At 42.1% G+C, this 16,129-nt stretch carries 9 protein-coding genes; 4 read left to right on the top strand and 5 right to left on the bottom strand.

The window, feature by feature from the left end; translation table 11 throughout:
* Positions 1–466: 466 nt before the first annotated feature.
* Positions 467–2,125: a DUF3352 domain-containing protein gene (locus GJB62_RS13880; protein WP_114084542.1), complete on the bottom strand. Its 1,659-nt coding sequence runs from the start codon at positions 2,123–2,125 to the stop codon at positions 467–469.
* A 157-nt stretch (positions 2,126–2,282) separates the two neighbouring features.
* Here GJB62_RS13880 and GJB62_RS13875 point away from each other — a divergent pair, with 157 nt between their 5' ends.
* The 4 genes from GJB62_RS13875 (at position 2,283) to psbA (ending at position 6,410) form a co-directional block, all read left to right on the top strand.
* Positions 2,283–2,615, top strand: a complete 333-nt coding sequence (locus GJB62_RS13875) for a rhodanese-like domain-containing protein (RefSeq protein WP_114084543.1) — start codon at positions 2,283–2,285, stop codon at positions 2,613–2,615.
* 446 nt (positions 2,616–3,061) lie between these two features.
* Positions 3,062–4,192 (top strand): heat-inducible transcriptional repressor HrcA, encoded by a 1,131-nt coding sequence (gene hrcA / locus GJB62_RS13870; RefSeq protein WP_114084544.1) that lies wholly within the window; start codon positions 3,062–3,064, stop codon positions 4,190–4,192.
* A 254-nt stretch (positions 4,193–4,446) separates the two neighbouring features.
* Complete coding sequence (locus GJB62_RS13865; RefSeq protein ID WP_114084545.1) at positions 4,447–5,121, top strand: DUF2834 domain-containing protein; 675 nt, start codon at positions 4,447–4,449, stop codon at positions 5,119–5,121.
* Between the two features lie 206 nt (positions 5,122–5,327).
* Positions 5,328–6,410, top strand: coding sequence for a photosystem II q(b) protein (gene psbA, locus GJB62_RS13860; protein WP_159402515.1), 1,083 nt, complete (start codon positions 5,328–5,330; stop codon positions 6,408–6,410).
* Between the two features lie 237 nt (positions 6,411–6,647).
* Here the strand turns inward: psbA and GJB62_RS13855 are convergent, their stop codons facing one another.
* The 4 genes from GJB62_RS13855 to GJB62_RS13840 all read right to left on the bottom strand — a co-directional run bounded on the left by GJB62_RS13855 (position 6,648) and on the right by GJB62_RS13840 (position 16,120).
* Entirely contained in the window at positions 6,648–7,328 is a 681-nt protein-coding gene (locus GJB62_RS13855; RefSeq protein ID WP_114083415.1) for a RibD family protein, read from the bottom strand.
* A 217-nt stretch (positions 7,329–7,545) separates the two neighbouring features.
* Positions 7,546–12,951 (bottom strand): ATP-binding sensor histidine kinase, encoded by a 5,406-nt coding sequence (locus GJB62_RS13850; RefSeq protein WP_114083416.1) that lies wholly within the window; start codon positions 12,949–12,951, stop codon positions 7,546–7,548.
* Positions 12,952–13,651: 700 nt separating this feature from the next.
* Complete coding sequence (locus GJB62_RS13845) at positions 13,652–15,787, bottom strand: acylase (RefSeq protein ID WP_114083418.1); 2,136 nt, start codon at positions 15,785–15,787, stop codon at positions 13,652–13,654.
* Positions 15,788–15,901: 114 nt separating this feature from the next.
* Positions 15,902–16,120 (bottom strand): MbtH family NRPS accessory protein, encoded by a 219-nt coding sequence (locus GJB62_RS13840; RefSeq protein ID WP_114083419.1) that lies wholly within the window; start codon positions 16,118–16,120, stop codon positions 15,902–15,904.
* Positions 16,121–16,129 lie beyond the last annotated feature (9 nt).

Raw genomic sequence — 16,129 nt, 5'->3', positions numbered from 1 at the left:
TAATGAAAAAATTCCAGTGAAATTTCAGTTGGTTGTGCCACATTAAAATGTGCCACAATGAAGGGTTTTTAAAGCAAACAGCTAATTGCTAGGCTGCCTCTTGATATAAACAGCAGCTACAATTCCTCAACTTCTAATTTGGATGTGATTACCTCTGTTGGACGCAGGATCTTATCTCTTAAAGAAAACCCTTAGAGGTTGTTTGAAAAGTCGTAAAGTATACCAAAAACCCCTCTCCGAAACGGAGAGAGGCTTTGAAACCCCCATTCCCTTGTAGGGAAGGAGGGGGGCTAGGGGGGTTAGGTTTCTGAGGCTTTGATGTTACCAAAAATACTTTTCAAACATCCTCTTAACAGACGATTTAAATAGCAAATAATACAGTAAATTTACGAAAATCTTACGGAACAGAAAAAGGCAGAAGATAAAATAATTTTTAACCTTCTGCACTTGAGCTTTTATGAAAATCTCATGAATTCTTGAGTTGGAAGAAAACGCCACCTTTGAGCGATCGCGTGTCAGTTCCATAACTGCTAACTGTGAGCGATCGCAGATTATCAAAAAACGGTTTACCTAAGACTTCTGCTAGCTTGAGAATCGGTACTTGACGCTCTAACAAATTCTGGCTCTTTGTCCAGTCAAGATATATATAGCCTTGGTTTGGTAAGGGAATTGCAGCAATACTATCTTGGAAATTGGGATTGTCAATTAAGGAATTATCCTTGGTTGTGAGAATTTCATTTATCGTTTCTAAGTCAGAAGTGAAAATTTCGTAATTTCCTAAAGTTGTATGCAATCCCCGCACTTTTGTTTCAATACTGAAAGATGCTCCTTCTTTAGGATCACTTTTTTTAGCCGCCGTAGTTAACTCTGTCCAAGCGGAGACTTTTTGCTTATCTATAGTCAGGGGATTAATGCTGAGTCCATTGGATGATGCGATCGCATCCAAACGAGCAATACCTTGTTCTACGCTCTCAGATTTTTCTACCACAAAAATCCAATGAGGGGTTGTTTGCTCTTTCTCAGGTAACAATGCGATCGCATATTCTCCCTGTACCCAACTAAAAATATCCTCTGGTAAGTTTATTCCCCACTGTTTTTGAACATCTACTAAAGGTTTGGCTAACCGAGAAACCACATCTTCCCCAGAACCATATATACTAGCTGTTGCTTGTCTCCAGAGTTTGGCTAAATCGCTCTCGCCCAAATTACTCAAATTTGAGCCAGAAATTGCCAAACCTGCCGACGCTGGAACATACTGCAATGCTCCTACAGGTTTAGATAGTGTTGCAGATGGAGTGAGAATTTCTGATGAAGTCAAAAAGGTCGTTTCTGCTAGCAATCCTTTGGGATTCAACGCCAGAGAAATAATTTCACTGTTATAAAGTTGTTCTGACAATTCTAAGCCTTGCCATTTTGCTACAACGGGAAGATTTAAGAACGCTACAGCTAAACCTCCTTTGGGCAGTTCTTTAGTAGCTTTTTGGTATTCGGGGGAGCTAGTCAAATTCAGATCGGGCGCTTGGACGTTATTAATCGCGTCTTTCAAGACTTTCGGATCGTTGGCAAACAATACAAAGCCTTCACCAACAACTGCACCTGCAAGCAAATCCTTCTCTGGTTGGGAATTGTCAGAAATCAGCTTTACGCCTTTATATTCTTCAACAGCTAAGGTTGCCCCAGATAAGGCTCGTTTGGAAAATAACAACTCGACAAACTCACGGCTTTTCTCCGGTTGCTTGGTTGCTAGTGCTAACAGATATCCTGGCTGCTGTCCGTTTTCTGGATCGCGATCAATATCTAAGGTGGTGATAGCTAATGTAATTTCATTCCCTAACCAGGGTTGAACGTCTTGTTTATAATCTATGCCACTTTTGGCGAATAAACTGGTTTTGAGTTTAGATAGTTCCTCTTCACGTTCCAACGCCTGCAACCGATCGGGATTCGTCAGCAGTGAAACCATTGCTGGCGAGAGTTTCGATACGAATATGGCTGCACCAGGCTCAGAGGTAGAAGCAATGAGGTTAGCCGGACTTTTGGTGAAAAACCAGTAAAAGCCAGCGATCGCAATTAGCAATGCGATCGCACCTGCTACGATAAAACCGATAAATGAACGTTGACTATTCACATTAAACCTTTAAAAAAGACGGTTTACAGCCATTTAAGCAGAAAGCCTAGCAGAATTTATCAGCCTTCTTGAGAATCGATACTCATGCAAAGGCAGAGATTTTCTGTCACCATAAATAAGATTAGGACTGTTTATAGGGAATTCTTTTAGTCAACCCATGAACCAGATTAGTGTAAAAGAACTGGCACAACGTCTTTCCTCTGGTGATGGAAGTATACAGCTAGTAGATGTCCGAGAACCAGAAGAATTGGCGATCGCTAACATTGAGGGCTTTGTCAACCTACCCTTGAGTCAATTTGCTGAGTGGGGACATGAAATACCTACCCTCTTCAATCCTGAAGCTGAAACCCTTGTGCTATGCCACCACGGTATTCGCTCTGCCCAGATGTGTCAGTGGTTAATTGCTCAAGGTTTTACAAATGTGCAAAATATTTCGGGTGGTATTGATGCTTACTCCATCTTAGTAGACCATTCAATTCCCCAGTATTAGCTTGTGTTTAGGTGCATTACTCAGATGGAACTTAATTCCATCTGGCTTTTGCTATTGTGAAAATAGCACTAAATTAGTTCAGGGACTAGCCAGAAATGTTTGTAACTTTCTCCACTGGCTACACAACTTACGCAATTTTTCGACCCTAATCTTAGCTGCAATAGCCGCAAAAATACGTATACAACAATACTTTTCTAAGTGTAGAATTATGCAAAAATAAGGCAGAAAAGAATCTTGTAAATTCAAACTCTTAGCTTTTGATGCAAAGCCTAGATTCTATTGAGAGCGCACTTTTCAAGAATAATGTACACGAACCTTAAAATTAATTATCACAATATAATTGTATAATTTGTTATCTTAATAAATTATTAATATTCCTTGTTTAAATCAAATCCAGAAATTTCTCCAGACTTTGATTAAAATTTGCCTCTAGCAAAACATATCCTATGGAAGTCCAGTTAACAAATCGGCAACAGCATATACTTTGGGCAACGGTACGTCACTACATTGCTACGGCAGAGCCTGTTGGTTCAAAGGCTTTGGGCGAAGAGTACGACCTGGGTGTAAGTTCAGCCACAATTCGCAATGTGATGGGCGTTTTAGAAAAATCTGGATTACTCTACCAACCACACGCTTCTGCTGGACGTGTACCTTCAGATTCAGGCTATCGCATTTATGTTGACCAGCTAATTACACCTTCTCTGCGTTCCCGCAGCGTGTCGCAGACAGACGCTACGCGGACAGAAACTTTAGGGCGAGAAATAGAGATGGCATTACAAAAGCATCTCCAGTGGGAAGATCGGAGTTTAGAAACCCTACTGCAAGGAGCCGCGCAAATTTTAGCAACCTTGAGTGGTTGCATTAGCTTGATAACTATGCCGCAAACTACAACAGCGCTATTGCGACATCTGCAATTAGTGCAAATTGAAGCTGGGCGAATCATGTTAATAGTTGTTACCGATGGTTATGAGACACATTCCAAGTTAATGGATTTGTCGCCAATACCAGAAGAGACACAACGAGATTCAGAGGTAGTCGATCGCGAGTTGCAGATTGTTTCTAACTTTTTGAATACCCACTTGCGGGGGCGAAGTCTGTTGGAATTAGCCAACCTCGACTGGAGCGAACTAGATCAGGAATTCCAACGCTACGGTGAATTCTTGAAAAATTCAGTTGCCGAATTGACTCGTCGCACTCTTGCGCCGACTGCAACACAAATTATGGTTCGGGGTGTGTCAGAAGTTTTGCGCCAGCCAGAATTTTCCCAGTTACAGCAGGTACAAACGATTATCCACCTGCTGGAAGAAGAACAAGACCAACTATGGCGATTAATATTTGAGGAACCAGAACCGGAGGATGCTGGTAAGTCAAGGGTAACGGTTCGCATTGGCGCAGAAAATCCATTAGAACCGATACGCACCTGTACTTTGATTTCTTCGAACTATCGCCGAGGTTCAATACCTGTAGGAAGTGTGGGAGTTTTGGGGCCAACGCGCTTAGATTATGAAAGTGCGATCGCAGTTGTGGCATCTGCTGCTGATTACCTCTCGGAAGCCTTCAGTTATTTCAATCCTTAAGGGAAGCTAACGCACCTACATATTGCAATATTTTCCGTGTAGACCGTCATTAGTCATTAGTCAAAAGTGTTTACCAAGGACAAAGAACAATTGACAAAGGACAACCTCACCAGTTGATGTGCAATCTTATTTGCGTAACAGCTTAATGTTTAGGGATAAGCTGCTACGAGTTTAGAGGAATGAATAGTGCGATCGCAGGTAGATAGCCCAATTTGTAGTGGCAAAATTAATCATTAATCCTACTTAAATATTTCATGGTTAGAAAAATTGCCTTTGGCTTCCTGTGGTTAGGATTCGTTATTTATGCTTTTTTCCTCGCACCTCCTGAGCAACCCGGTACATTCGATTTAATTAAAAACCTTTCGACTGGACAGTGGGAAGGCGTTAACCCATTAGTAATAGCACTATTTAACCTCATGGGTATCTGGCCTCTCATCTACAGTGCAGTAGTGTTTATTGATGGTAGAGGGCAAAAAATACCTGCTTGGCTATTTGCTACTGCCTCTTTTGGAGTCGGGATATTTGCCTTGTTACCCTACTTAGTCCTTAGAGAACCAAATAATCAGTTTGTTGGTAAAAAGAATATCTTACTCAAGCTGCTAGATTCTCGTGTGACTGGGATTGTGTTGACTGTAGCCACAGTTCTTCTAGTTGCCTACGGTTTCAAAGGAGGAGATTGGGGCAATTTTGTGCAACAGTGGCAAACAAACCGCTTTATCAATGTAATGAGTTTAGATTTTTCCCTACTTTGTCTCTTATTTCCTGCTTTGCTAGGGGATGATATGGCGCGTCGCAGTTGGAAAAATCCACAGATATTCTGGTTGATAGCGTTGATACCGCTATTCGGCCCCTTGATTTATTTATCTGTGCGTCCACCTTTACAAGAAGTGTGTACAGAGTCCATATCCAAGCAGCCAGCAGTGAATTGAAGAACAAAGTACGTTTGTCGCAATCCAAAATGTATTACCCAAAGTCCCCTTTTTTAGTAGATTGGGGATTTTGTGTTGCGGGTGCGTAAATCCCAACAGAAAGTTTTTTCTGAAAGTACTTTACAAAACGCAATAAATTCTTTAAGATGTGTAACAGGTAGTCAAACCTACCTAATTCATCCGCAAATAATCGCATTTATAAAACAATGACAACAACCTTACAACAGCGCTCAAGCGCCAACGTATGGGATCGATTCTGTGAATGGATCACCAGCACCAATAACCGGATCTACATCGGTTGGTTCGGCGTAGTAATGATCCCCACCTTGCTAGCGGCCACCGCTTGCTTCGTAATCGCCTTCATCGCTGCTCCTCCAGTAGACATCGATGGTATCCGCGAACCAGTTGCAGGTTCCTTGATCTACGGAAACAACATCATCTCTGGTGCAGTAGTACCTTCCTCCAACGCTATCGGCTTGCACTTCTACCCAATTTGGGAAGCAGCATCCTTAGACGAGTGGTTGTACAACGGTGGTCCTTACCAATTGGTAATTTTCCACTTCCTGATTGGCGTATTCTGCTACTTAGGTCGTGAATGGGAACTATCCTACCGCTTAGGTATGCGTCCTTGGATTGCGATCGCTTATTCTGCACCTGTTGCAGCAGCAACCGCAGTCTTCTTGGTATACCCCATCGGACAAGGTTCATTCTCTGATGGTATGCCTTTGGGTATCTCAGGAACATTCAACTTCATGATCGTGTTCCAAGCAGAACACAACATCTTGATGCACCCCTTCCACCAACTAGGTGTAGCTGGTGTATTCGGCGGAAGTTTGTTCTCTGCAATGCACGGTTCACTAGTAACCTCATCTTTGGTTCGTGAAACAACCGAAACCGAATCACAAAACTACGGTTACAAATTCGGTCAAGAAGAAGAAACCTACAACATCGTTGCAGCTCACGGCTACTTCGGTCGTCTAATCTTCCAATACGCTTCTTTCAACAACAGCCGCTCACTGCACTTCTTCTTAGCAGCATGGCCTGTAATCGGCATCTGGTTCACCGCCTTGGGTGTAAGCACAATGGCGTTCAACTTGAACGGTTTCAACTTCAACCAATCAATCATTGACTCTGAAGGTCGTGTGATTGCAACTTGGGCTGATGTAATCAACCGCGCTAACCTGGGTATGGAAGTAATGCACGAGCGTAACGCTCACAACTTCCCCTTAGATTTGGCATCTGCTGAATCTGCTCCTGTTGCTCTTTCTGCTCCTGCTATCAACGGTTAATTCTCAAGCATTAACTCTATTAGCTAAATAAGAAAGCGCTCTCCCACTTCGGGAGGGCGCTTTTTAGTTGTAAGCTGTTACGCAAATAAGATTGCACATCAACTGGTGAGGTTGTCCTTTGTCAATTGTCCTTTGTCCTTGGTAAACACAAATGACAAATGACAAATGACAAATGACGGTCTACACGGAAAATATTGCAATATGTAGGCGCGTTAGCTTAATTATGACAGCGCATTCTTACTTGATCGTCTGGTAGTGTAAAAACAACTCACTTCCAACTTGACGAGTTTCGATGAGTTCCAGATGAGGAGCAGCAGTGGAAATAAAACCCTCTCCCTCCACCGGGGTGGGAGCGTCCTTTCCTCCATAAATGACGGGCCAGATTGTCAACCACCAATCGTCAATTCGCCCAGCCTTTACTAGAGATGCTGTTAAATAGCCTCCTCCTAAAGCAACGACCTTGTGAATACCGCGCTCTGCCATCAAGCTGTAGGCTCGATTCCAGTCCAGGTCTGTATCTCCCAAATCAATTAATTCAGCCAGTTTTTGCAAACTTGTTGTATCAGAACTGCGCTCCAAACCAGTCCGTGTCGTAAATATCCATCGCTCAATGTCCTCGCTCAAAAAAGGGGAGTCCAGCGATAGGTCAAGGGAACCTGAGACAACACAAATAATAGGCTGGCGAGACTGACCCCGAGCCTCGCGCGCTGCTAATAATTCGGGATTGCGAATTGAAAAAATTACGTCTCCAGCCCGAATCGTTCCTGCTCCTACCAGGATTAGATCAGCAAGTGAGACTTCATACTCTACGTGTGCTTGATCGGCTGCATCAGGATTACCGCCTGCTTGAGGATCTACGGAGCTAATCTTTCCATCGACCGTCATGGCAATAACTACAGTTGTTTGGATAGCTGACATGATTACGTTCTGACAGTTCTTTATAATTTTATCTTTTTGAATTCTTTGCCATGAATCCCCAATGGAGTATAAAGGGGAAAATTAGTCACTGAGGCAATATGAAATTCTTAGAATGGCTGTGTCCGCGCTATCCGTCACCTCCTTATCTGGCAAGCGTTTTGACCCTGGATATTTTTTAACTGGAACTCCCTTATCCGAACCGTATTGTCTGCCACCTTTATTCTTGGACAGGTAAAATAATCTCAAATTCTGTCCCCTGTCCTAACTTAGAAAGGACGTTAATTTGTCCGCCATGAGTTGACATAATAGAGTAAGCTACGGTCAGTCCTAATCCCGTTCCTTTACCGACAGTTTTTGTTGTAAAGAAGGGGTCAAATACTTGTTTTTGCATTTCATCAGAAATTCCAGTTCCATTATCGGCAATGCAAATGCTCACACTCTTGGTTAGAGAATTGCTCAGTTCGGTACGAATTGTAATAGTAGGAGTTGTGATTTTTGCTTCATTTAAGGCATCAATAGCGTTATTCAAGACATTCATGATTACCTGATTGATTTGTTTAGCGTGACAACTCACTTTTGGAAGATCGGTATAGTTTTTGATGATGGCAATTTTAGTGAGTCGATGTTGCAGAATTAACAAAGTATTCTCAATTCCCTCATGAATATTTACGGCTTTGATATCTGCTTCATCAAGGCGGACAAAATTTCGCAGAGATAAGACAATATTTTGAATGCGTTGACTACCCTGTTCTATTGAATCTATTAGATTTGGTACGTCTTTGATTGTGTAATCTAAATCCTTTTCCTGGAAATAAGTTTGAATTTCAGTAGTAGGTTGTGGATATTGATGTTGATAGAGCCTAATACCAGTTAGCAAGTCCTGGAAATAATTTTTTAGATGGCTAATATTGCCGGCGATAAAGTTGACTGGGTTATTAATTTCATGGGCAATGCCAGCAACCATTTGCCCTAAACTCGACATTTTTTCAGCATGAATCAATTGGGCTTGGGTTTGTTGTAATTCCTGGAGAGTATGCGACAATTGCTGATTTTTGCTGTAGATTTCTTGGGTACGCTGCTCTACTTTTTGCTCTAGAGTATTGTAGAGTAGGGCATTTTCGAGGGAAATCGCCGCTTGAGTGGTTAATAATTGGAGTACATCTAGGCGATCGCCCACAAATGCACCCATTGTTAGCTGATTTTCTAAATACAAAATCCCCAGTAAGTGCCCCTGATTCCGAATTGGCATACACAGCGCACTTTTGGGTTGATGCTGGCGCATATATTCCCCAATCACACTAGGCAGATGGGTTTTGAGATCGTCAATTACAACTGTTTCTAGAGTGTTTTTTACATACTGGATCAGTTTGACTGGAACACTAGGATGATTATCTAAAGGTGCTGTTTGCAGCATAGTACCTTCTAAGGTAGCGATCGCCCGCACTTGCCATGACCCATCTTGAAAGAGAATTAACGCACACCGATCAGCGCCAGCATTTTCGAGAATAATCTGAGTTAGCGTCTGGATTAATTGATCTAAGTGAATTGCGGTAGAGATTGCTTGGGAGGCTTTAAAAACAGATCCAAAGTCCAGCGCCGAATTAACGCTGATAGATGAACTTGATATCTGGGTTGAGGAATGATTAGAGGTACTGGATATGACAGTATGACATAGTGTTTCTTGCGAATTGAGTTTGAGGTTTTTCTGTTGCACAATCACTCGCAGAAGTTCTGGGTAACGTCGTTCTAAATTTTCTAGTTTGGCTTTTGCACCCCAACGGGCATAGGAGTAGTAAGCTTGTTCGATGTATGCTTGGGCAACTTTTTCTTTGCCCCAGTCGAGGTAGAATTTGGCAGCCAGTTCATTGCTAAGTGCTGCTTCTTGGATGTAGCCATTTTTTTTTGCTCCAGCAATGGCAAGGTCGTAAAATTCCATTGCTGCGGTTTTTTGTGCCAGTATCCGATACTTTTCTGCCTCCACCAACTGGAATCGATGCAGATGATTCATGGGTGCATAATTTGCCCACTGTTGCATCGTGTCCTGATTTTCTGCTACCTGCTGTAAAATTCTCTGTTGTTCTTCGGCTGGCGATGTCGGAAATAAAGCCAGTTGCAGCAGCGAATCATAAAAGTTCAATATTGGAAGATTCACCGTAGCATATCCTGAACCGGAATATTGTTTGGCTTTGGCAGCATATTCCACTGCCAAATCCAATGCTTGAAACAGATAAGAAAGCATCAATTTGTTGACAAAGAAATGCCACAAAGCAGCGCCATCATTACTTTGCTCATGTAAAGTCAGCATTGACCTTTCATCGTAGGCTGCGCCAACTAATTCCCAAGGAGTAGTTTTTGACTCGATTAAATTCAAGACTACTTGGTAGTAAATATTGTTGTAATTGAGTGTGTGTTTTTGGTTAATTTTTTCTATTGCTGCCCCATAAATCGCTAATTCATCAGCTAATTTGGTTAATTCTTGACCAGCAATGTAAGCTTGCAAGCAATAAAGGTGGACAGCGTAACTAGCATAAATCAAATCTCCACTATCTAACCCACTGGTATAAGCTTGTAGTAATGGCTGGAGCATTGCTGTTACAGGCTCTTTCCAATGGGCGACACAAAGATGAACGACTACGAGGACTCTTGCTTCGTGTTCCCGATCTTGAAACTTGGACAGCAGTTGCAAGGCTAACTTCCCAAATTCATAACCTGTTGAGATACCGCCTGGTTGACCACAAAGCATGAGTCCATACCCTGAGTAAGCGAAGGCAGAAGCGGAAGTATTTCCGTATTTTACAGAAAGAGCAACTTTCTTCAGCACCACCAAACGATGAAGTTCAGGTTTTGCCATATAAGCAGGAGTTGTCACTTTAACTAAAACACGCAAGGCTGCACGTAATTCTGGATTCTGCATTTCTGGCAAATCAACCAATTCAGCAACTGTTTTGCCACTTAAGCTAGCTTCAGTTTCTTGCAAAGCCAGAACAAAATCTGATGCCGTTGGTTCTTGAGGGAACTCAATGCCCAGCAACTGCAAAAATTGCATACCTGTATCGATAGCGAGTAAAAATTTTCCTTGTGCTATGTAAGCTTCAATTTTTACCTCATAAACTTTAGCTGTATCAGCGATCGCTTTTGCGTGTTGTAAAATTTCCTGGGCGAAATCTTCCATTGCGTCAATTTCGCCACATAGAAAACTGGTTTCGGTGGCTTCGCTATACAAGCTTAAGGTCAGATTGTAGTCAGATTCCCAAGGGTTAAATGGTAGTAACTGGATACCTGTTTTCAGATAAGCAATTGCTGAACTGTATGCAGTTGAAGCTTTTGCCTTTTTTCCAGCCATGAGATTTAACTGTGCGAGTTCATGACGTTCTGTAGGTTGATGGTAATGTTCAAGCCCAATATTTAGCTGATTAGCGATCGCAAAAATCTGATTTTCTAGTTCAGCTTCCGGGGTATTTTGCCACAACAGGCGACCGATTTTAACATGGGTTGTCTGTTTATGATCTTCATGAATCAGTGAGTATGCGGCTTGTTGAACACGATCGTGCAGAAATTTATATGTTACAGAATGAGCGATTTCTTGATTAGTTGCTTGATTTTCGTGCCCTGCATAAAACTTATAAACTTCGCTAGTTGGCAAAATCAAGCCGAACTCTAATGCTTCCCATAATGCGGCGGCGGTTTCGGTTTGGGATTGTTGATAAACAATTGCCAATATGTGCAAATCAAATTGATTACCAATACAAGCCGCCAGTTTCAAAACTTCCTGAGTTGCTGGTGTTAGTTTCTGCAACAGTTGTGTCATAAACTCCACCACGTCATCTGTTAGCGCTAGTTGCTTAACTTGGGCAATATCACACTCCCAATGCCCAATTTGAGAATTAAATTGAATGTAATTATCCTTATGCAGTGCCTTCAGAAACTGAGTCGTGAAAAAGGGATTACCTTTGGTTTTTTGATACACCAATTGCATCAATGGTTGTGCTACTTCCGGTTGACAATTGAGGGTATCTGCTAGCAATTGATTCACACTTACTTGGCACAGTGGACTGAGTGTGATTTTGTTAATTTTAGCTCCAGTATTGCCTATCTCATCTAATCTCAACATTAGGGGATGTGCGGGGAAGACCTCATTATCTCGGTATGCCCCAAGCAGTAACAAGTAGCCCTTCTGGGATTCATCCATCAGCAACTGCATCAGCTTTAGTGATGCTGAATCTGCCCATTGCAAGTCATCCAAAAACATCACTAAGGGATGTTCTGGTGTAGTGAAAACTTGAATAAATTTCACAAACAGCATATTGAAGCGGTTTTGAGCCGCCATCCCAGATAGTTCTGTACCTAAAGGTTGAGAACCAATAATTCGTTTTAGTTCTGGGATGACCTCAATAATAACTTGAGCATTTTCACCCAAAGCTGTGATAATTTTATCCTGCCACTGTTGTAAATGGGTATCGGTTTCACTCAATAATTGCCCCATTAAATCCCGGAAGGCTTGCACAAAGGCACTCAAGGGAATATTGCGATTAAATTGGTCATATTTGCCTTTGATAAAATAACCACGTTTCCCAACAATCGGTTTATGAACTTCGTTGACAACCGCAGTTTTCCCAATTCCAGAGAAGCCTGCTACTAGCATCATTTCGGTTGTCCCTTTACTGACGCGCTCAAATGCGTTGAGTAGGGTTTCTATTTCTGCTTCTCTGCCATAGAGCTTATCGGGGATAATAAAGCGATCGCACATATCCCGTTGAGCAATTGGAAAAGTCTCAATTTTGCCTGTTTCCTTCAATTGAACCAAGCACTTTTCTAAATCATACTTCAGTCCCAATGCACTCTGATAGCGTTCTTCTGCATTCTTCGCCATCAATTTTTTGATAATTTCTGCTAGTACAGATGGAATTTCTGGATTTATCTGATGCAAGAAAGGCGGTACTTTCGCAATATGACAATGTACTAATTCCATCGCATCTTCTGATTTAAATGGTAATTCCCCTGTCAGTAGTTCGTAAAAAGTTACACCCAAAGAATAAAAATCTGTGCGATAGTCAATTCCCCGATTCATTCGTCCAGTTTGTTCTGGGGAAATATAAGCAAGTGTTCCTTCTAATACGTTGGGACTGATTAAAGTTTGAGTTTCTCTTGGCAATAGGGATGCAATACTAAAATCGATTAATTTAACTTGTTTTGTTTCTGGATTAATCAGAATATTGGCAGGTTTAATATCTTTATGAATAATGCGATTGCGAATTAGAATATCTAAGGTTTCACACAGAGATATAGCCAGGGGCAAAAATTCCCTAAGTGAATGTTGCTTTGCGCCCATCTCCGTTTTCAAAGAAATTCCCCCAAAGTCTTCCATTACGAGCGCATAACCATTCTGGTAAGGTTCCAGGCTGTAAGTTTGGACGATCGAGGGTGAGTTGAGATTTTTAGCGATCGCGTATTGATTGCGAAACTGTACTAGTTCGCTGAAGCTGGGATAAGGATTTTTCAGCAGCTTGATGACTACAGGCTGTTGGTCACTCTCTCGAACTGCTCGATAAACTAGGGTTCTAGAACCGTTGTAGAGTTCTTCGCTGACTTGATAGCCGGGAATGGTAACTACACTACTAATCATAATTCTTTTGAATTTTTAAGACCTTAGCATTTAGTGTTCCCAGATCCGCCCCATCAGTCAGAGATTAAGATGAAGCAAGGGAAAGGGGGAAAGGGAAAAGGGGAAAGGGAACCAGTAACTTAAAAGCAGGGGTTTCAAATATGGATCGGAGGCGGAGCGGCTCCGCACTGCTAAGTTATCGCACTGCGTGTCTTAAAAATCTTCTTTTTTATTCGACCTATTTAAAAATAGGGGCTTTATACCTTGTGGGGAAAAGTTCTTTATCCTTTCCTTTCCCCCTTACCCTTTGCCCTTTTCCCCTTTTTGGTAAAGGGATTTCTTGGCTTTGACTACTCCCAAATCTTGATTCTCGCAGCGAATATTTAATCCTTTTTGTAGCAGATAGCGATCGCTATCTGTGCCCGATTTTCTGATCCCATGATTCCACTTCTTGCAAAAGTGCTTTTTGCACTCTTGTCGGAAAAGGGGAAAGGTAAAATACAAAACCTTTCCCCCAAATCCAACAAGTATAGGACTAGCCCTTTCAAGGTGACTGGTAAAATCTCTTTTTTCTCTCTCTGCGCTCTTTGTGCCTCTGCGGTTTAAAAGTAATTTTTCTAACCACAGAGGCACAGAGAACACAGAGTAAAAAGATTAAAGAGGAATATTTTTACCTACCTTGAAAGGGCTAGTCCTAAAGTATTGGCTACTAAGTTGAATTTTAAAATACCTTGCGTTCAGCCAAATGGGATAGAACATCCTGGTGTGAGAACCAAACCTGCCGCAACTGCTTGCGGGCGAACAATTTCAACTGGTCGCCAGCAGAGGCTGAACCTGGTTGAGTTGCATTACCATAACTAGTAAGCGCCATCGCTTTTACAGGTTGAGAAAATTCAATCGCAGCAACATAAGAATCACCAGAAACAGATTTGAAGCGCCCGTCTGGTAGTGGAACAAAATTGAGAACTCGGAAAATACCAAGTCCGCCATCGCCACCATTTGCAGGCAAATCCACATCACCAGACTGTAACCGGAAAACATCTCCCCATGCTACATCTAGATTTCCATAGGTTTTTTCTACCTTAGCTGCAACAGTTAAGAGTGTTGTGACTGCACTTTCAGGATTAGCCAAGCCATCAGGTGTAGTCAGTGGAGAGTCTTCACTCCAGGGTTTGCTAAATAAACTATCGAAGTCTATCGTATCTACCCAAGCAGCAAATAGTACTGCACCTCGGCTATCTGCATTGGTTTGTCGATCCCAAGCTGACAGTACATCAGCAGATCGACGAGCTAATTCGCTTCCGTACTTCCGGGCTGCTGGAATCAAGTCATCCAAAAGGCGATCTGCTAGTTCCATACGTGTTGAATGTTTATAGGAAACCATCTCATCAAAAGAGATTTTGTCATCCTCTGCTAACATCTGCACAGTACGTTGCGATCTAAACTCCATTGGCCCGCGTGGTGCCATATAAGGCGGATAATTATCTGGATTGAGAACCTGGGGAAACGTTGTTGTCCAAGGTGGGTCATTTGTATTTTGTAACCAGCCGCTTTTTGGATCAATTACGCGCGGTAGATCCTGATATGGATGAGTTTTTGACCATAAGGTTTTAGATGTATCGCCAGGAATTAAACCTTGCCAGTATTCAAAATTGCCTTGTTGACGAATTGGTACTTGACCGTTAAAGAGGTGCATAATATGCCCTTCTCTGTCTGCATACATCACTGTAAACATCGGTAGTTGTAATCGTTGCAGGACAGCTTGAAACTGGGTGAGGTTTTGGGAACGTGCCATATCCCACCACTGCTGTAGTACACCTGGTTGGTCAAGACCCACGACACGCAGTGCCACAGCTTTACCATCTTTTCGTGATATGACTGGCCCGTGGATAGAACTTTCCACTACAAGTTTTTGTGAGCGCAGAGTCCCATCTTTTTGCTTCACTTTCAAAGATCGGGTTTTTGTCTTAAAGGCTCGGACTTGACCATCGAAGCGATAACCACCATCGGCTAGTTTTAATTCGTAGTTATCCCAGCCATCATAGGTGTTTACTGTATGAGTCCAACCCAAATTATCATTAAAGGCGATCGCTAAAACGGGAATTCCTACCAGTGTTGCCCCGTAAGCATTAATTCCTGGTGCAGTAATATGTGCTTCATACCACAGAAATAAATCTGACCAAGGTAGATGTGGGTTAGCCAGAAGCATAGCATGACCATTTTCAGAATGTGATGGTGCGATCGCCCAACCATTAGATCCTGGTTTTGACTGCTGTTTACTCACACCTGCAACTTCTTCTGGATTGGCAATAAAAGTGAAATTCAGTACCCGCATCTGGTGAGCCAGCACATCCTCGCCTTTAACTGGCAAGACAACCTCAACTTCATCAGCAATCAAATCCTTGTGTTTCTCAGCATAAGCGTTAATTCCACTGGCAAAAGCATCAAGATAACGACGAAACTTTGGACTTTGGGCCAAATACCAAGAGTGCGATCGTTCTGGTACTCCCATAGTTTGTACCCAACGATCTGATTCTAGATACTTTTCTCCCCAATATTCGGCAGCCCTTCCCCGTGCTTGACCGTAGAGATGCAAAAGCAGGTTGCCATGACTCTGCATTTGCGCCCAACCGAAAGCTTGAAAGGCACTTTGGTTATCCTTGCCATAAATATGCGGTACACCATAAGTATCCCAAAGTATTTCAGTTGTTTTTGGTGAAGAACTAAGGCTTTGGTTTCCTACTACTAAAACAAAGATGAGCGCGAATAAAAAGGGTAAAACTCTCAAGATATAGTGTTTATTGCCATGCGGCTTTAAACCTATAAAACCAAGCAACTTTATTTTGCTAATAAACATTAGAGTTAATGAATGGGGACTATTGAATAATCCCTAATAACTGAGACTGTCGATTTGTCTAGATAGGCTCAAAAAGTGGTAATAGCTTCTAGCTACTCCAAAAATTGCTTAAGTCTAATTAGCAGATTCTTCCATTTTCTGCTTGAGGCTTAGAGGTCTCATATCTGTCCATACTTCCTTAATATATTCAAGACATTCTTGCTTGAGACCAGTTTTCCCCACATCTCTCCAGCCAAGGGGGTTTTCTCGGTTGGCAAACCAGATTGAATATTGTTCTTCGTGATTTACTACAACTTTGTAAATTGTGATGTCTTCCGTTTCATTTTGATACATCTTTATTAC

This window comes from Nostoc sp. ATCC 53789, from assembly GCF_009873495.1.
GTDB classification, from domain to species: domain Bacteria; phylum Cyanobacteriota; class Cyanobacteriia; order Cyanobacteriales; family Nostocaceae; genus Nostoc; species Nostoc muscorum_A.
The sequence above is the reverse complement of the archived record's forward strand: the minus strand, read 5'-3'. Positions and strand labels throughout refer to the sequence as shown.